Annotated in this window: 13 protein-coding genes; 8 read left to right on the top strand and 5 right to left on the bottom strand. The window is 65.5% G+C overall.

Features of this window, described 5'->3' with window-relative positions:
* The first annotated feature begins 64 nt into the window (after positions 1–64).
* Genes ileS through ABIC16_RS00490 form a run of 3 tightly spaced genes read left to right on the top strand, consistent with a single transcriptional unit; the run spans position 65 to position 3952 of the window.
* The gene (ileS, locus tag ABIC16_RS00500) at positions 65–2968 is read left to right on the top strand and encodes an isoleucine--tRNA ligase (RefSeq protein ID WP_354289657.1); all 2904 of its coding nucleotides are present in this window, start codon (positions 65–67) and stop codon (positions 2966–2968) included.
* Positions 2965–3549 (top strand): signal peptidase II, encoded by a 585-nt coding sequence (gene lspA, locus ABIC16_RS00495; protein WP_354289656.1) that lies wholly within the window; start codon positions 2965–2967, stop codon positions 3547–3549. Before ileS ends, lspA begins: the two co-directional genes overlap by 4 nt.
* Positions 3542–3952 (top strand): DUF3035 domain-containing protein, encoded by a 411-nt coding sequence (locus ABIC16_RS00490; protein WP_277970963.1) that lies wholly within the window; start codon positions 3542–3544, stop codon positions 3950–3952. The genes lspA and ABIC16_RS00490 overlap by 8 nt, the downstream gene beginning before the upstream one ends.
* 130 nt (positions 3953–4082) lie before the next feature.
* Here ABIC16_RS00490 and ABIC16_RS00485 read toward each other — a convergent pair whose 3' ends face one another.
* From ABIC16_RS00485 to ABIC16_RS00470, 4 genes are all read right to left on the bottom strand, one after another.
* Complete coding sequence (locus ABIC16_RS00485; RefSeq protein ID WP_354292225.1) at positions 4083–4874, bottom strand: TorF family putative porin; 792 nt, start codon at positions 4872–4874, stop codon at positions 4083–4085.
* Positions 4875–5070: 196 nt separating this feature from the next.
* The gene (metC, locus tag ABIC16_RS00480; protein ID WP_354289655.1) at positions 5071–6264 is read right to left on the bottom strand and encodes a cystathionine beta-lyase; all 1194 of its coding nucleotides are present in this window, start codon (positions 6262–6264) and stop codon (positions 5071–5073) included.
* 192 nt (positions 6265–6456) lie between these two features.
* Positions 6457–7296, bottom strand: a complete 840-nt coding sequence (locus ABIC16_RS00475; RefSeq protein ID WP_354289654.1) for a sulfurtransferase — start codon at positions 7294–7296, stop codon at positions 6457–6459.
* Between the two features lie 30 nt (positions 7297–7326).
* Complete coding sequence (locus ABIC16_RS00470; protein WP_354289653.1) at positions 7327–8880, bottom strand: cryptochrome/photolyase family protein; 1554 nt, start codon at positions 8878–8880, stop codon at positions 7327–7329.
* A gap of 29 nt (positions 8881–8909) precedes the next feature.
* Here ABIC16_RS00470 and queF point away from each other — a divergent pair, with 29 nt between their 5' ends.
* The 3 genes from queF (at position 8910) to ABIC16_RS00455 (ending at position 13123) form a co-directional block, all read left to right on the top strand.
* A complete protein-coding gene (gene queF / locus ABIC16_RS00465) occupies positions 8910–9356 on the top strand; it encodes a preQ(1) synthase (protein ID WP_277970959.1) in 447 nt (148 codons plus the stop codon).
* 167 nt (positions 9357–9523) lie between these two features.
* Positions 9524–11797, top strand: coding sequence for a glycosyltransferase family 4 protein (locus tag ABIC16_RS00460; RefSeq protein ID WP_354289652.1), 2274 nt, complete (start codon positions 9524–9526; stop codon positions 11795–11797).
* 45 nt (positions 11798–11842) lie between these two features.
* The gene (locus ABIC16_RS00455) at positions 11843–13123 is read left to right on the top strand and encodes a glycoside hydrolase family 130 protein (protein ID WP_277970957.1); all 1281 of its coding nucleotides are present in this window, start codon (positions 11843–11845) and stop codon (positions 13121–13123) included.
* A gap of 1202 nt (positions 13124–14325) precedes the next feature.
* On the opposite strand, the gene ABIC16_RS00450 is transcribed toward ABIC16_RS00455, so the two are convergent.
* A complete protein-coding gene (locus ABIC16_RS00450; protein WP_354289651.1) occupies positions 14326–16305 on the bottom strand; it encodes an OPT family oligopeptide transporter in 1980 nt (659 codons plus the stop codon).
* A gap of 114 nt (positions 16306–16419) precedes the next feature.
* On the opposite strand from ABIC16_RS00450, the gene ABIC16_RS00445 reads away from it, so the two are divergent.
* Together ABIC16_RS00445 and ABIC16_RS00440 are read left to right on the top strand one after the other, a co-directional pair.
* Positions 16420–17247, top strand: coding sequence for a diacylglycerol/lipid kinase family protein (locus tag ABIC16_RS00445; RefSeq protein ID WP_354289650.1), 828 nt, complete (start codon positions 16420–16422; stop codon positions 17245–17247).
* A gap of 12 nt (positions 17248–17259) precedes the next feature.
* The gene (locus ABIC16_RS00440) at positions 17260–18024 is read left to right on the top strand and encodes a metallophosphoesterase family protein (RefSeq protein ID WP_354289649.1); all 765 of its coding nucleotides are present in this window, start codon (positions 17260–17262) and stop codon (positions 18022–18024) included.
* The last annotated feature ends 55 nt before the right edge of the window (positions 18025–18079 follow it).

Raw genomic sequence — 18079 nt, 5'->3', positions numbered from 1 at the left:
GGGCGGCGCTCTTCAAGGGGAGGGGCTTTCTACGGGGCGCGCTTCAGGCTAAGCGCTCAAGCAAATGACTGATACCCCCGCACCCGCGCGCGATTACCGCGATACCGTCTTCCTGCCGAAGACCGACTTCCCGATGAAGGCGGGCCTGCCCGCCAAGGAGCCGGGGATTCTCGCCAAGTGGCAGGCGATGGGGCTGTACGAGAAGGTCCGCGCCGCGCGCTCGGGCCGCGAGAAGTTCATCCTGCACGACGGCCCCCCCTACGCGAATGGCGACATGCACATCGGCCATGCGCTCAACCACATCCTCAAGGATACGGTGTGCCGGACGCAGACCTTGCTCGGCAAGGACGCGCCGTACGTGCCCGGCTGGGACTGCCACGGGCTGCCGATCGAGTGGAAGGTCGAGGAACAGTATCGCGCCAAGAAGCGCAACAAGGACGAAGTCCCGCCGCGCGAATTCCGCGCCGAATGCCGCGCCTATGCGCAGCATTGGGTCGACGTCCAGCGCGAGCAATTGAAGCGGCTGGGGATCAACGGCGACTGGGACCACCCCTATTTGACGATGGATTTCGCCGCCGAGGCGACGATCGTCACCGAGTTGATGAAGTTCGCCGAGAGCGGCCAGCTGTATCGCGGGGCCAAGCCGGTGATGTGGTCGCCGGTCGAGAAGACAGCGCTCGCCGAGGCCGAGGTCGAATATGAGGACGTCGTGTCGACGCAGATCGACGTCGCGTTCGAGATCGTCGATGCGCCGAACGCGCCAGAATTGGTCGGCGCGCATGCGGTGATCTGGACGACGACGCCGTGGACGATCCCGGTCAACCAGGCGCTGAGCTACGGGCCGGAGATCGAATATCTGCTGGTCCGCTTCGACGACATGGTCGAGGGGCCGCGCACTTTGCTGATCGCGCATGATCTGCTAGAGAGCTTCGGCGCGCGGATCGGGCATCCGGTGATCCTCAAGATCGGCGACAGCGCGGGGACGGTGACCGCGCTTCAGTCGATCAAGGGCTCGCAGCTCGAAGGCGCGACCGCGCGGCATCCGATGCATGACCTCGGCGGGTTCTTCGCCAAGCCGCGGCCGTTCCTGCCGGGCGATTTCGTCACCACCGACGCGGGCACCGGGCTCGTCCACATGTCGCCCGATCACGGCGAGGACGATTTCCTGCTGTGCAAGCAGTACGGGATCGAGCCGGTCTTCGCGGTTGATGGCGCGGGCATGTATCGCGACGATTGGGCTTGGCTCGGCGGGCAGGGCTCGGTGATCAACAAGAAGTTCGTCTCCGCGGAGGGGCCGATCTGTTCGGACTTGCGCGCGGCGGGGGCGTTGATCGCGGCGAGCGATGATTTCGCGCATAGCTATCCGCATTCGTGGCGATCGAAGGCGAAGGTGATTTTCCGCGCCACGCCGCAATGGTTCATTCCGATGGATCTTCCTAGCCCCTCCCCCTCGGGGGAGGGGTTGGGGTGGGGCAGTCCAGCAGAGCCCGGTCTCGGTGAGACACCCCCCACCCCCATCCCCTCCCCTGAAGGGGAGGGGCGAAATGGGCAGACGTTGCGCGAAACCGCTCTTCGCGCGATCGAAGCGACCACCTGGTATCCCCCCAAGGGCCAGAACCGCATCACCGCGATGGTCGCGGGCCGCCCCGACTGGGTGATCAGCCGCCAGCGCGCCTGGGGCGTGCCGATCACTTTGTTCGTCGATCGCAAGACCGGCCAGTATCTCGTCGACCCCGCGGTCAACGCGCGGATCATCGCGGCGGTCAGCGCCGAGGGCGTCGACGCGTGGAGCGAGGAAGCGGCGCAGGATCTGCTCGGCCCCGATTATGCAGTCGCGGATTACGAGCGTGTCACCGACATTCTCGACGTGTGGTTCGACAGCGGCTGCACCCACGCGTTCGTGCTCGACAGCGGGCGCTGGCCCGACCTGCAATGGCCCGCGGACCTGTATCTCGAAGGCTCGGACCAGCATCGCGGCTGGTTCCAGTCGTCGCTGATGGAAAGCTGCGGAACGCGCGGGCGCGCGCCGTATAATGCGGTGCTGACGCACGGGTTCACGATGGATTCCAAGGGCATGAAAATGTCCAAGAGCCTCGGCAATACGATCAACCCGCTCGACCTGATGAAGGAATCGGGCGCGGACATCCTGCGGCTGTGGGCGCTGTCGGTTGATTTCACCGAGGATCACCGGATCGGCAAGGAGATCCTGAACGGGGTTTCCGACCAGTATCGCAAGCTGCGCAACACCTTCCGCTATCTGCTCGGCGCGCTCGAGGGCTTCGACGAGCCGGAACGGCTGCCGGTCGCGGAGATGCCCGAGCTCGAACGTTATGTGCTCCAGCTGCTCGCCGAGCTCGACGCCAAGCTGCGCGCGGCGGTCGCGGTGTATGACTTCAACAGCTACGTCCGGCTGCTGACCGAATTCGCGCAGGAGGATCTGTCCGCTTTCTACTTCGATATCCGCAAGGATTCGCTCTATTGCGACGGGGTGGATGATCCCAAGCGGCGCGGGTGCCGGACGGTGTTCGACATGCTGTTCCACGCGCTGGTGCGCTATGCCGCGCCCGTGCTGTGCTTCACCGCCGAAGAGACGTGGCAGGCGCGCTTCCCGAGCGAGGACAGTTCGGTGCATCTGCTCGAATGGCCCGAGCTGCCCGAAGTCGAAGGCGTCGATGTCGCGCATTGGGCGCAGGTCCGTGCCCTGCGGACGCAAGTGACCGAGGCGATCGAACCGCTGCGGCGCGAGAAGATCGTGCGCTCGAGCCTCGAGGCGGAGGTCGTCGTTCCCGACGCACCGATGCCGGTCGAAGCGCTGGCCGAGCTGTTCATCGTCGCCAAGGTGACGACGGGCGAGGGCGTGGCGGTCAGCCGGACCGACTATGACAAATGCGGGCGCTGCTGGCGGCTGCTGCCCGACGTCGCCGAGGACGGCGCGCTGTGCGATCGGTGCGCGGAGGTGGTGGCGTGAGGCTCCCGCTTGCCGGGCTGACGACCGCCATCGTGCTGTTCGTGGTCGATCAGGCCGCGAAGCTCGGCGTGACCGAGGGGCTCAAGCTCAATGCGATGACCGACGCGCATTACGTCACGTCGTTCTTCAACTTGCGTTTCGTCGCGAACCAGGGCGTGTCGCTCGGGCTGCTGCATGCGGACACCGATACGATGCGCTGGCTGCTGGTCGCGATGACCGGGGTGATCGCGCTTGGCGTGCTCATCTGGATGTGGCGCGAGACCAACCGCTCGGAACAGGCAGCGCTTGGGCTGGTGCTCGGCGGTGCGGCGGGGAATATCCTCGACCGGATCCGGCTTGGCTATGTCGTCGATTTCGCCGATCTGCATTTCGGCAGTTGGCAGCCGTTCCTGGTGTTCAACATCGCGGATGCGGCGATCTCGATCGGCGTGGTCATCTTGTTCGCGCGCGCGCTTCTGGTACGAGAGAAACCGGTGCGGGGGAGTTCGGCAACGGATGCACCAGCGAGCGGGTCCGGAACGCCACCGGGCACGAGCAATTCAGGGGCAGATCAGGGCCCAACGGAGACGTTTCATGCGTAAGTCGACGATTATTCCCGCCGCGCTGGCGCTGGTTCTGCTCGCCGGGTGCGCGCACAACAAGGTCGGTCGCAGCGGTCCCGACGAGTTCACGGTCGCGCGCCAGGCGCCGCTGGTGATCCCGCCCGATTTCTCGCTGACCCCGCCCAAGCCCGGCGCGGCGCGTGCGAACGACGTCAGCGCGAATGCGCAGGCGCTCGACGCGCTGTTCGGTGGCCCGGCGCAGCGCAGCGCGGGCGAAGCGGCGACGATCAGCCAGGCGGGAATCGACGATGACGATCCCGGCATCCGCTCGTCGGTCGGCGACCCGGGGACGACCGTGGTCGACAAGGGCACGACGACGCGCGACATCGTCTCCGCCCCCGAAGGCGACGGCCAGGCCGCGCGCGCCGCAACGCCGCAGTAACGTCCCGATCTAGACACGGACCATGAGGGGGGCGGTGACGCCCCCCTTTTTCGTGATTACCGACGCCGGTATCAGGAACGCGCTACCCAGGACTGTCCCGGGTAGCGCGCCGTAAAGTCCTGATGACGGGTTAGAACGCCACGCCCAGCGAGGCGACCACGCCGCCCTTGCTGACGTTGCGACCGCCGCCCGACACGAAATGGGCATCGGTGTCGACATAGGACACGCCGAGCGTCAGCACCTTATAGGTCGCCGTCGCGCCGAGCGCCCAGTCGGTATACCCCTTCTTGCCAGTCGAATCGGTCGCGAGCCAGCTCGGTCCGAAACTGTGCCCGACGTGCGCGATCAGGCCGAGCGGGGTCTTGGGAATCCCCGCCGAGAAATCCCCCGCCAGATAAACGTTGTCGCGTTTGCGCAGCACCCCCGATGCGCCCTGGTCGAGCGTCAACGCCTTCTGCTTGAACGCGTAATTGACCGTGACCTTGGACGTCAGCGGGCCGAAGGTGTGCGAGATGTCGGCATAGGGCTCGAGAAAGTCCGAGCTGCTCGTGTCGCCTGCCGGATGCGTCTTGGGGTAGACGTAATAGAGCGCTCCGACATCGAACGTCGTCCCGCCGACGACCTTCTTGTAGCCGCCGATCAGATCGATTTCCTGATGCCCGGTTCCGGCGACGGTGACGTAATTGTCGACCGACGACCCCCATACGGAGACGTAGAAACCCGATTCATGCGTAACGGTGATCGACCCCTGGACCGCCGCGTTGCGGTCGGTCTGCGAGACGCCGCGAAAGCGATAGTCGCTGACGAGCGCCGCGGTGCCGTTGATCGTGACCGCGGGCGGAGGGGCGGTTTCCTGCGCGAAGGCAGGGGTAGCGGAAGCGACGAGCACGAGCCCGCCGAGCGTTGTTCTGGAGAAGCGCATCATTTCCCTTTCGAAAATGCGACTGTCCCCGCCTGCCTTCCCCGATCCAGCATCTGTCGATGGCTGCAAGCCACCCCGCGCCGATAACCGGAGAGGGCATAGCAATGCCGTGTTCCGCCGCAGCGCACAAGCGAGATTGCTGCCGCATTGCGCGTTCGTAAGGAAATGTTGCTGCGCTGCCACAGCAACCCGAATCTTACCGCACCGCAGCGAACCGCTTCAGGCCCGCGGCGAGATCCGCGATCAGGTCTGCCGGGTCTTCCAGGCCGATCTGGAGCCGCACCATCGGCCCCGCATCGGCGCGCTGCGTGACGCTGCGATGGCGTTGTGGATCGACTGGAATCGCGAGGCTTTCGAACCCGCCCCAACTGTACCCGATCCCGAAATGGTCGAGCCCGTCGATCAGCGCCGCGCGGGCGGCCTCGGTCCCGCCGTCGAGGACGAACGAGAACAGCCCGGACGATCCCGCGAAGTCGCGCAGGAACGTGGCGTGGCCGGGGCAATCGGGCAGCGCCGGGTGCAACACCGTCGCGACTTCGGGCTGGCGTTGCAGCCAGCGCGCGACCTCGAGCGCGCTTTGCTCGTGCTGGCGCAGGCGGATCGCCATGGTGCGCAAGCCCCGCGAACCGAGCCAGCAATCGTCAGGGCTGGCGACTTGCCCGAGCTGGAAACTGGTGTCGCGCAGCCGCGCAAAATGGCCGGGCGCGGCGGTGACCGAGCCGAGCATCACGTCGCTGTGGCCGACGATATATTTGGTGCACGCCAGGATCGTCAGGTCGATCCCGTGCGCGATCGCGGGGAAGAACAGCGGGGTGGCCCAGGTGTTGTCGAGCAGGGTGGTGACCCCGCGCGCCTTGGCCGCCGCTACGATCGCGGGAATGTCCTGCACCTCGAAGGTCAGGCTGCCCGGGCTTTCCAGCACGATCGCGCGGGTGGTGTCGCCGATGAACGCGGCCATGCCCGCGCCGATCAGCGGGTCATAGAAGCGCGTCGTGATCCCCATCCGCGCGAGCAGCCCGGTGGCGAGCGAACGAGTCGGATCATAGGCGGTGTCGGGGATCAGCACTTCGTCGCCGGGGGACAGGACCGACAGCAGCGCGGCGGCGATTGCTGCGACGCCCGAGGGATAGAGGAACGTGCCTTCCGCGCCGGGTTCGAGCTCGGTCAGCGCGTCGGCGAGGCTCCACTGCGTGGGCGTGCCGCGGCGACCGTAGAACAGGCGGTGATGCGTGTCGCGGGCACCCGCCGCGCGGAGGTCGGCGACCGAATCGTACAGGATGGTGGATGCGCGCCAGACGGGGGTGTTGACGACGCCTTGGGTCCATTCCTTGCGGCGGCCTGCGGTGACGACGCGGGTGGAATCGCCCTTGGGGGTGTCGGTTTTTTTCATGGCTTGGCGTCCCTGCAATGCTGGGGACTGCAAAGCGGGAGACGCGGCGGAAGGCAAGGGTAGAGCGTGGAATCTCTAAAGCCCCTCCCCTTCAGGGGAGGGGTTGGGGGTGGGGGAGTGCCTCGCAGAGAGTTGAGTACTGCTGGACTGCCCCACCCCAACCCCTCCCCTGAAGGGGAGGGGCTAAGACGGTTACGCCGCGCCTGTCGCCTTTGGCGTCGTGCGATCCGCGCCCCATTCGGACCAGCTGCCGTCGTACACCGCCGCTTCCACGCCCAATAGATGCGCGCCGAACGCCAGCGCCGACGCGGTGATGCCCGACCCGCACGTCGTCACCAGCGGTTTGGCGAGGTCGATCCCCGCGCCTTCGAACGCGCTGCGTAAGGGATCGCCGGTCTTCCACGTGCCGTCTTCGTTGAAGATCTGCCCGACCGGCAGGTTCCGCGAGCCCGGGATATGCCCCGGATGCGTCGCGGGGCGCGGATCGGCTTCCTCGCCGGTGAAGCGTGCGGCCGAGCGCGCGTCGAGCACTTGTTCCGCGCCGCTGTCGACGTTCGCCTTCATCTGGTCGAGCGTGCGGACGCCCTTGTCGTCGGCCCAGACGGTGAAGTGGCGATGCCGCAATTGCTCCTTGCCGCTCGCGGTGTCGCGCCCCTCGGCCTGCCACTTGGCAAGCCCGCCATCGAGAATCGCGACGTCGTGCGCGCCAAAGGTCCGCAGCATGAACCACGCGCGCGCCGAGGTGTGGTAGGGTGAATTGTCGTAGAGCACGATCCGGCTGCCGTCGCCGAGCCCGAGCGACTGCATCCGGCTGGCGAACTTCTCGGGGGTGGGGAGCATCGAGGGCAGGTCGTTCGACGTGTCGGCGATTTCGGCGAGATCCAGGAACACCGCGCCGGGGATATGCGCCGCCTCATATTCGGCGGCGGCGTTGCGATCACCGAAGCCCGCGAAATAGGTCGCGTCGACGATCCTGAGATCGTTCGCCCCGAGTTCGTTGGCGAGCCACTCCGTCGTTACCAGCGAGTCCATACCGCGTCTCCCTTGTGTGTTTTCGGGAGCCTAATACGCCTCTGCGGCGGCGTCGAGACGGTCGAGAAAGGCTTTTGCCGAGTCGCGGATCTCGCTTTGGGTCGCTTCGTCCATCTTGGCCCAGGTGCGATAGGGCATTGCCATCCGCGGGTTGCGCGCAAGCGTGTCCTCGTGGCGGACGACGAAGTCCCAGTAGAGCGCGTTGAACGGGCAGGCGTCGGGGCCGGTCCGTTGGCGGACGTCGTAGCGGCAACTCTTGCAGTAATCGGACATCTTGTTGATGTACGCGCCGCTCGCCGCATAGGGTTTGGACCCGAGCAGGCCGCCGTCGGCGAACTGGCTCATGCCAAGCGTGTTGGGCAATTCGACCCATTCGTACGCGTCGATATAAATTTCGAGATACCACAAATGGACGGCATGCGGATCCGCGCCGATCAGCAGCGCGAAGGTGCCCGTGACCATCAACCGCTGGATGTGATGTGCGTGCGCATTCTCCAGCGTCTGCCCGATCGATTCGGCGAGGCAGTGCATGTCGGTCTCGCCGGTCCAGTAGAAGGCGGGCAGCGCGCGCTTCGCATCCAGCACGTTGCGGTGCGCGTAATCGGGGCCTTCGCGCCAATAGATGCCGCGGACATATTCGCGCCAGCCGATGATCTGGCGGATGAATCCCTCCGCCGTGTTGATCGGCACTTTGCCCGCGCGATACCGTTCTTCGACCGCGCGGCACAGCGCCAGCGGGTCGAGCAGTCCGGCGTTGAGATACGGGGAGAGCAGCGAGTGCCACAGGCTGGGCTCGCCCGTCAGCATCGCGTCCTGATAATCACCGAACCCGGCGAGCGCATGGTCGAGGAACTGCTTCTGCTGGCGTTCGGCATCGTGCGCGGTCACCGCCCAGGCAAAGCTGTCGAGGCTGCCGGGATGATCTGCGAACCGCTCGGCAACGAGCGCGAGCACGGCTTGGGTGATCGCATCGGGCGGGAAGCGTAAGGGGCGCGGCATCAGCAGGTCGGCCTTGGCCGGCTTGCGATTGTCGTGGTCGAAATTCCATTGGCCGCCGACGGGATCCTTGCCGTCCATCAGCAGCCCGGTCTTGCGGCGCATATCTCTGTAAAAATACTCCATTCGGAGCTGCTTGCGCTCCTCCGCCCAAGTCGCGAACTCGGCGTGGGTGGCGATGAAGCGGTCGTCGCTGCGGATCTCGACCGGGATGCCGAACAGCGTTTCCCACGCATCGAGCATCGCGCGGACGCGCCATTCGCCCGCTTCGGTGACGACGATCCGTGCGGGATCATGCCGCCCGACCGCACGCGCGACCTCTCCGGTGAAGCTGCCGGTCGAATCGGGGTCGTCCAGCGCGACATAGTCGACCGTCCAGCCCTGGTCGCGCAGCAGCGCCGCATGGTGGCGCATCGCGGATAGAATGAACGCGATCTTCTGCTTGTGGTGGCGGACGTAGGTCGTTTCGTCGGCGACCTCCATCATCAACAGGCGCGCCGTCGCGGGATCGGCGCCCCGCAGCGACGACAGGCCGAGCGAAAGCTGGTCGCCCAGGATCGGGATCAACGTGAGGGGCGGCAGTTCCATTTCGGCGTCCGGTCTCCTATCTCTTGTGCATGACCCCATTGCATCTTGGCCAGACGAGTGCGCTGCCTGCTTCACCAGAAGCGGCGGTGCTCGATTACGTTCCCAATCCGCGCGTTGGATCCTTGTATCTCGTGCGGTTCGCGGTTCCCGAATTCACGTCGCTATGCCCGGTCACCGGCCAGCCCGACTTCGCGCATCTGGTGATCGATTATGCGCCGGCCGAGACGATCGTCGAATCCAAATCGCTCAAATTGTTTCTCGGGGCTTTCCGCAACCATCAGGGTTTTCACGAGGATTGCACGGTCGGCATCGGCGAGCGATTGTTTGCGGAAATGCAGCCGCAATGGCTTCGGATCGGGGGATATTGGTATCCGCGCGGCGGGATCCCGATCGACGTCTTCTGGCAGTCCGGGCCACCGCCCGAGCGGCTGTGGCTGCCGCCGCAGGACGTGCCCGGATATCGCGGGCGCGGCTGACGCATGGACCGTCCGCCAGGGTGGTGCATTCGGACTGGCGCGGGATTAACATCGATTAACGCGAATCTTTTGCTGCGGCGCAACATTTCTGCAACCATATTGAAACTTGGCCGTTCGTTTCGTGACAGCTGAGGGGAATTCCCCCTTTCACTCTTAGGATTACGAGCATGGTGCACTTGGCAGATGTCGTGACCCCGATCGATCACCTTGCACTGATCGGCAATTTCCTGCCTCGGAAATGCGGCCTTGCAACATATACGACGGACACGTTTACCGCATTGAAGGGTCGGTTTCCCGACCTCGACATCGATATTTACGCGATGGATGACCACCCCGGCCGGTACGAATATCCGCCCGAAGTGACGCGCAGCATCCCCGATCAGGACCGCAGCGCGTATCTCGATGCCGCGCGCGAAATCGAGGCGAGTGGGGCGCAGGCGATCTGGTTGCAGCACGAATATGGCATCTTCGGCGGGGTCGCCGGGGAGCATATCCTGGCGCTGCTCGACCGCGTTTCGCTGCCGGTTATTGTCACTTTGCACACGATTCTGGAGAAGCCTGACGCCGATCAGCGTCGAGTTATGGAAGGTTTGCTGCAACGTGCGTCGCGTGTCGTCGTGATGGCGGAGCGCGGCCGGGAAATCCTCGAGCGCGTCTATGGCGCCAGTGGCCGGTCGATCGTGATGATCCCGCATGGCGTGCCGGATCGCGATTTCGTCCAGCCCGATTCGCTCAAGCCGCGCTTCGGCTGGGAAGGGCGCAAGGTCGTGCTGACCTTCGGTCTGCTCGCGCCGGGCAAGGGAATCGAAGTGATGATCGAGGCGCTGCCCAAGATCGTCGCCGCACATCCCGAGACGCTGTACACGGTGCTGGGTGCTACGCATCCGAACCTCGTCGCCTATGAGGGCGAGAAGTATCGCGATGGCCTCAAGGCGCTCGCCGAGAAGCTGGGCGTGTCGGACAACATCCAGTTCATCGATGCCTTTCTCGAGCATGACGAATTGATCGACTATCTCCAGGCGGCCGACATCTACGCGACGCCGTATTTGAACCCGGCGCAGATCACCTCGGGCACGCTCAGCTACGCCGTCGGCGTGGGCAAGGCGGTCGTTTCGACGCCGTACGTCCATGCGACCGAAATCCTTGCGGATGGGCATGGCGTGCTGGTCGACTTCAGTGATTCGGACGCGTTCGCGCGCGAAATCATCGCTTTGCTCGGCAATGACCGCAATCGCACGCGGTTGCAGGAGCGTGCCTATGCGCGCGGTCGCACGATGATCTGGCCGCGTCTCGCCGAAGTCGCGATGCGCGAGATCGCCGGGATGGTTGCTGCCAAGCCGCGTCGGTTACACGGCTCCAGCACCTCGTTCACGCCGCTGACCCCCGATTTTGCGGCGGTCGAGCGGATGAGCGACTCGACGGGGATGCTCCAGCATTCGATCTATTCGGTTCCGGATCGTCGCCACGGCTATTGCATCGACGACAATGCGCGCGCGCTGATGCTGGTCAGCCAGATGCCCGACATGGACGAGGTCCAGCGCGACAAGTGGATGACGATCTACGCATCGTTCGTCCAATATGCGTGGAACCCGGAGGCGCGACGTTTCCGTAACTTCATGAACTTCGACCGGACCTGGTGCGAAGACACTGGATCGGAAGATTCGAACGGTCGCACGCTGTGGGCGCTCGGCGTGACGGCGCGCGATGCGCAGTCATCGAAGCATCGGGACTGGGCGGTGCGGATGTTCGACATGACTGCGTCGATCACGATGGAGCTCGGCTCCCCGCGCGCGCATGGTTTTGCGATGCTCGGGGCGGCGGCGATGCTCGATGCGCATCCGGGGCATGCTTTGTCGAAGCAGATCCTTGCGCGCTACGGCGACGAGCTGTGTGCCTTGCTCGAAGTCGCGCGGCGTCCGGAGTGGGAATGGTTCGAAATCGTTCTTGCCTATGACAATGCGCGTCTGCCGGAAGCGCTGATCCGCGCCGGGATCGCGCTCGATCGCCCCGAGTTCGTCAAGTGCGGGCTGACCACGCTCGACTGGATCGTCGGCAAGCAGACCTCGCCCGAGGGCCGCTTCCGCGCGGTTGGCAGCGAAAGCTTCGGGCGGGTCTATGCCGAGCCGCTCCAGTTCGACCAGCAGCCGCTCGAAGCGCAAGCGACGATCGATGCGTGTCATGCGGCGTATCTTGCGTCGGACGACCTCCGCTGGGTGGAAGAAGCGGGTAAGGCGTATCGCTGGTATCTCGGCGCCAATGATCTCGATTTGCCGCTGGCAACGTCCCAGGATGGCGGGTGTTTCGACGGATTGATGCCGACCGGACTCAACCGAAACCAGGGGGCAGAGTCGATCCTGGCGCTACAAATGGCGAATTGCACGATTTCGGGGCTGGCAAAGCGTACGGAAAGCGTGGCAGGACCCCATAGCGCCGTCGCGTAGCCTCGCTCGCGACGCCGCCGAAGGCGTTGAACGAGGCTATTACGTGTGATTGAGCTGTTCCAGCATGCCCTGCGGTTGCACGCAGACCCATCACGAGTGGTCGTCCGGCCATTCCACCTTGCGTGGTCGCGCAATGGTGGAAGCCGGACCGAGCGCATCGTTGCAGCGGTGATGTCGCTCGACGCGGCGCAGACGCGGGCCGAACTCGAACTCGTCCTCAAGGACTTCGAGGCGCGTCACTGGCAGACGCGGCGCGTGTTCATGACGCGCTACGACGAGATCGAGGACATGCTCGGGATCGACGGGAGCGAGATCGGCGACGAGAAGCGCCAGCTGATCGGCGCGTATTTCTGCCACGAATACAGCTATGCCGCCGCCGCGCTGATGAACCCGAGCGCGGTGCCGCATTTCGACCAGTCGGGCATGCCCGCCGGATCGCAGCGAATCCTGATGTCACTTCGCGCGGTCGGCGAGGGGCATATTTCGTCGGTCGCGTTCCGCGAGGGGATCATCACCGACGGCAACCAGCTCAAGCTCGCGCCCGAGCCGCCGTTCGCGACCGCGACCGACGCGGTCGGGATCGACGAGGAAACACTCCCCGAGGGGCCGATCACGGTGTTCCGCCATCGCGACTCGACGCTGTCGGGCACGGTGATCTTCCCGATCACCGCCGCGCAGTCGAAGGGACTCGAGGATCTTCGCCTCGTCCACTTCACGCATGACGACGGGACGGTCGAGTGGCTCGGCACCTACACCGCGTATAACGGCTCGGTGATCCAGTCCGAACTGATGCGCACCCGCGACTTCCGCGCGTTCGATCTGGTGCCGATGACCGGCCCGGCCGCACGCAACAAGGGCATGGCGCTGTTCCCGCGCAAGGTCGGCGGGCAGTATATGATGATCGGCCGGCAGGATGGCGAGAATCTGTTCCTGCTCAAATCGGACACGCTGACGCATTGGGACGAGGGGCAGAAGCTGCTGACCCCGGCGTTCCCGTGGGAGCTGGTGCAGATCGGCAATTGCGGCCCGCCGATCGAGCTTGACGAGGGCTGGTTGCTGCTGACGCATGGCGTGGGCGCGATGCGCAAATACGCGATCGGCGCGGTGCTTCTGGATAAGGCGGATCCGTCGAAAGTGATCGGCCGGACGCGCGAGCCGATCCTCGCGGCGGCGAACCAGGACCGCGAGGGGTATGTGCCCAACGTGGTCTATACGTGCGGCGCGATCCGGCATGGGGACACGCTGTTCGTGCCGTATGGCGTGGCGGACAGTTCGGTGGCGTTTGCGTTCATTCCGATCGGGTCGCTGCTGGAGGCGATGGAATAGCGGTTTTGGGTGGGGTGGCCGGTGTGGGCTGCTCCGCTCGGGGTCGACGGTGGGGAGGGGGCGGCGGCGCCAAGCCTTTTCTTCTTCATTCCCGCGGAGGCGAGCGTTCTACAAAACCGTCCGTCATCCTGAACTTGTTTCAGGATCCAGCCCTCCGCGAGTCCGGACTGTGCCTGTTGCACGGTGGATGCTGAAACAAGTTCAGCATGACGGCAACTTTTGGGGTGAGTGTGCCGATCAAATCTCCGATTGCCTTATTTGGAGGCCTCGCGACGGCGGGAATCCATTAGTACCGCCCGTCGTGTCCTGCGCCGTCAGCCAGTATGGATCCCCGCGTTCGCGAGGATGACGGGGGATGCCCCGGAACCCAGGATTACGCGTGTGGCGTTTGCTGCCCTGCACTCCTGCTTTTGCAGGAGAACGGTCGGTGGCTTTTCGTGCGCTACGCCCCACCGTTCGTTTCAAGCGTAGTCGGGAAACTTGGCACGGCGTAGGTTTCTCGACTTCGCTCGAAACGAACGGTGGTGGACGTGAGGTGTGAAATGTGCGCTCCCTGATGCATCAGGCTGAACGGCAATAGTTGGCGGAAAGCGGACCATCCGGGTACGAGAATGACAGGCTTCTGTATCCGACGTTACACGGGCCTGTTGCTGCGCGTCAGTGGACGTCACCTACGCATCGGCCCTCCGCGACCATTGTTGGCGTAGGGCCAGGCCAAATATGGGGCACCGTTGTCATGCGAACTCTAAGATCCGGGAGGGTGATCTCGTAACCGGTCATGTTGTAGTGGATAGGACCACGTCCAACGATCGAATTCGGGGTGATCGAGACTGGCATCGTCGTCGCCTCGAAATGGTTGCTACTTACTGTCATCAGGTGCGCTTTCCGGTCGATTAAAAGCGCAAATCGCTGCTGTTCGACGTCCTCGCCAACGAAGCACTGAAGGCTAACCGTGGTCGAGAGCGGGTCTGTGGGGGAAGCTAGCGCGGCAAGTATCAGAGCGAATAACATCCAATGTTTATAGCGCGGAACGATAGCTCTTCACTCAACGTAGTTCGCAGCGCCATTACTCAACATGGAATGGTAGACGCACGGACAAATAAGGCACCGCGTTTATTTTCAGCGAATGCGGCTCCTTCAGCCAGCATTGGGCGTCAGCGGAACAACCGCTTCAGGACGCTATGACCGACTTCCGGGGACCGCTACGCCGCCTGCGCAATCACCCGCCGCATCGTCGCCCGGTACAGGATTGCCACCATCGCCGCGAACAGCACCGTTCCCCCGATCAGCGCGGGCGTCGCGAACCCGGCGCCGACCACCGCGAGCGGTGAATCCGTCCCCGACCCCGCGACGACGAACGCGAACAGCACGCCGAACAGGCTTTCCCCCACGATCAGCCCGGTCGCGGTGAGCACGCCAAAGCGGCGCGCGCGTTCGGGGTTAACGGTGCGGTCGGCCCAGCGGTCGTAAAACCAGCCTACCACCGCGCCGATCACCGTCGGCAGGATCACGCTCATCGGCAGGTAGATGCCGATGCCGATCGCCAAGGGGGGCAACCGCAACAGCTTCGCGCGCCCGAGCAGCATGTCGACGACGATCGCGACCACCCCCGCGGCGATCCCCCAGTTGAGCATCGTCCAATTGAGGTTGCCGCCCAGCACACCCTGCGCAAGCGTGGATATCAGCCCCGCCTGCGGGGCGGCAAGCGCATTGGGACCGGCCCCCGGCGCCCCAACGAACCCGAACGCGCTGTTGAGCACGTTGAGCACCGGCGGCACCACCAGCGACCCGAACACCACGCCGATGATCAGCGCGACCTGCTGCTTCCACGGTGTCGCGCCGACCAGCTGGCCGGTCTTGAGATCCTGCAGATTGTCGTTCGAGATCGTCGCGACGCCGAACACGATGCCGGTCACGATTAGCGCATAGGCGATCAGCGCTTGCGTGGTTTCGGGCGCGGTGCCGCGCCCGAACAGCCCGACCAGCATCAGCGACGAGGCGATGACGGCGAGGATCCCGATTCCCGAGACGGGCGAATTGGACGCACCGATCAGGCCCGCCATGTACCCGCACACCGCCGCAATCATCAGCCCGATGACGAGGATGAAGACGAGCGCCCCGCCGATCAACGCGAGCGCCGCGGGTGCGAGCGGCCCGCCCGCGATCACGCTCCACAGCAGCCAGGCGATCGGCAGCAGCACCGCGATCGACCCGCCGAACACGATCCCGATCGGCAAGTCGCGTTCCTCGAGCGCGAGCGTCTCGCCAGCGCCGCGTGCGCGCGATGCCGCGAGCGCCGAGCGGATCCCGCCGATGACGGGCCGCGCGATGCTGATCAGCGTCCACACTGCGGCTACGCCGATCACGCCCGCGCCGAAGAAGCGCACGTCCGAGCGGAAGACGGTGTTCGCCCAGGTCTCCGCCCCGCCAGCGACCGGGTGGATCGCGGTGAGATACGGCAGCAAGATCCACCAGCCGATCACCATGCCGAGGCCCTGCGCCATCCCGACCGAGATCCCGACGAGATGCCCGACCCCGAGCAGCGCGAACGACAGCCCGCCCGAAATGCCGGTCGCGCCAGCCCCCGCGCGGAACCACACCGAGGCCTCGGCGATCGCGAGCTTCATTTGCGTAAGGAGCGCGAACCCCGCTGCGGCGAAGGCGTTGACGATGATGATGCGAAGGCCCGTCGCACTTTCGGCGGCCCCGCTCGCGTCGCCGTCGCCGCGCACGCCGGAACCGACCTGAAGCACTTCGGCGGCGGCGCGGCCTTCGGGATAGGGCAGGTCGGTGTCGACGACGAGCGCGCGGCGGAGGGGGACCGAGAACATCACGCCGAGCACCCCGCCGGTCATCGTGATCGCAGCGGTGGTCACGAACGGGAAGCCCTGCCACCAGCCGATCATGATCAGCCCGGGCAGCACGAAGATGATTGCCGCCAGCGTCCCCGCCGCGCTCGCGATCGTCTGGACGATGTTGTTCTCGAGGATCGTCGCGTCCTTGAACGCGCTCAGCACCGCCATCGAGATCACCGCCGCCGGGATCGACGTCGCGAAGGTCAGCCCGACCTTGAGCCCGAGATAGACGTTCGCGGCCGTAAACAGCAGTGTGATGATCCCGCCCAGCAGGATCCCGCGGAGCGTCAGTTCGGCGATCGGTTTTGCAGCGCGCGTGTCGGTCATGGCGTACCGTTGCACAAAGCGCGCGCGTCGGGACAGGACTTTGTGGCGCGGCGCGCTGTCGTGGCGTCTTGGGGGCGGGCGTGACTTTTCGGGGACTGGTGCGTTGGCGGGGCCATGAAGACTGTGTGGTTCATCACCAACCCGAAATCGGGCACTGCGACTCCCGCCAAGGCCAAGGCGCTCGAGACGATCTGCAACGAGCATGGGCTGACGCTCGCCGGGCGCACCGCTTTCCCGGACGAGCCGCTGCCCACCGCGCGATCGCTCGACGCGGCGGGGGTGGATACTGCGGTGCTGTTCGCGGGCGACGGGACGATCAACGCGGCGGTGACCGCGCTGCTCGACTGGCAGGGCGCGATCCTGATTTTGCCGGGGGGGACGATGAACCTGCTAGCGAAATTGCTCCATGGCGGGACCGATCCCGCGAAGATCATCGCCGCGGCGCACGACCGCGCGCACAAGACCGCCTTGCCGTTCGCGCAAGTGGGGGAGAACCGGGCGTTCGTCGGGCTGATCCTCGGGCCTGCCGCGAGCTGGGTCCGCGCGCGCGAGATCGTGCGGAGCGGGAGCCTGCGCGGTCTGGGGCGCGCGCTGAAGCATGCGTGGAGCCGGACCTTCGGCAAGGGCATCCGGCTGGAGGGTGTGCCCGGACTGAAACCCGGCGCGCAGGCGGTGCTGGTGCGCGCCGAGGACGACCGGCTCGACATCGCGGCGATCGACGCGCGCGATTTCCGGAGCATCACGCGGCTGGGCTGGGAATGGCTGACCGGGGACTGGGTCGCCGCGTCGGAGGTGACGCAGTGCCACGCGACCAGCTTCCGCACCGCCGGCAAGAAACCCGCGCTTGCGCTGTTCGATGGCGAACCCGCGATGCTCGAGCCGGGTAGCGAGGTCCGTATGGGGCGGACGCGCGACCTTTTCCTGACCACGCGCGAACAATAAGGGGTGTCCGCGATGATCCGTCTGTTTCACGTCAGCGACGTCCACTTCGGGCGCGAGGATACCGCCGCGGTCGCGTGGTTCGATGCGCTGGTCCATGCCGAGCGCCCCGATGCGGTGGTGATGACCGGCGACCTGACGATGCGTGCGCGGCGACGGGAGTTCGACGCCGGGCTGCACTGGCTCCAGCGCTTGCCGGTGCCGGTCACGGTCGAGGTTGGCAACCATGACCTGCCGTATTGGAACTTGTTCGACCGCTTCTTCCGCCCCTATCGCCGGATGGGCAAGGTCGAGCGGATGGTCGAGCGACCGATCGACTTGCCGGGCGTCGCGATCGTGCCGCTGGTGACGACCGCGCGGGCGCAGTGGCGGCTCAACTGGTCAAAGGGCTACGTCAGTCGGGGGGCGCTCCGCCGCACGCTCGACCTGATCGCGGCGGTGCCGAACGACCGGCTGATCTTCATCGCGGCGCATCACCCGTTGATCGACGCCAACACGCACGCCTCGGCCAACACACGCGGGGGTGCAGGGGCGCTCGACGCGCTGGCGGCGGCGGGGGCGGATGCGGTGCTGACGGGCCACGTCCACGACCCGTTCGACATGGCGCGAGAGGTCGATGGACAGGTGGTGCGGATGATCGGCGCGGGGACGCTGTCCGAACGGACGCGCACCACCCCGCCGTCGTTCAACGAGATCCGCATCGCGGACGGGCGGTTCGAGGTGGTGTGCCGGACGATGTCGTCACAGCCGGACGCAGTGCTGGCGCGCGAGCGGGTCTAACGGGACGTATCGGGGAGCGGCTGAAACGGATGGGGCGTGAAGGACTTCGGTCGCA

It is taken from the genome of Sphingomonas sp. PvP055 (genome assembly GCF_040546365.1).
Classification (GTDB): Bacteria; Pseudomonadota; Alphaproteobacteria; order Sphingomonadales; family Sphingomonadaceae; genus Sphingomonas; species Sphingomonas echinoides_A.
Note: the sequence above shows the minus strand (reverse complement) of the source record. Positions and strands in the feature narration are given on the sequence as shown.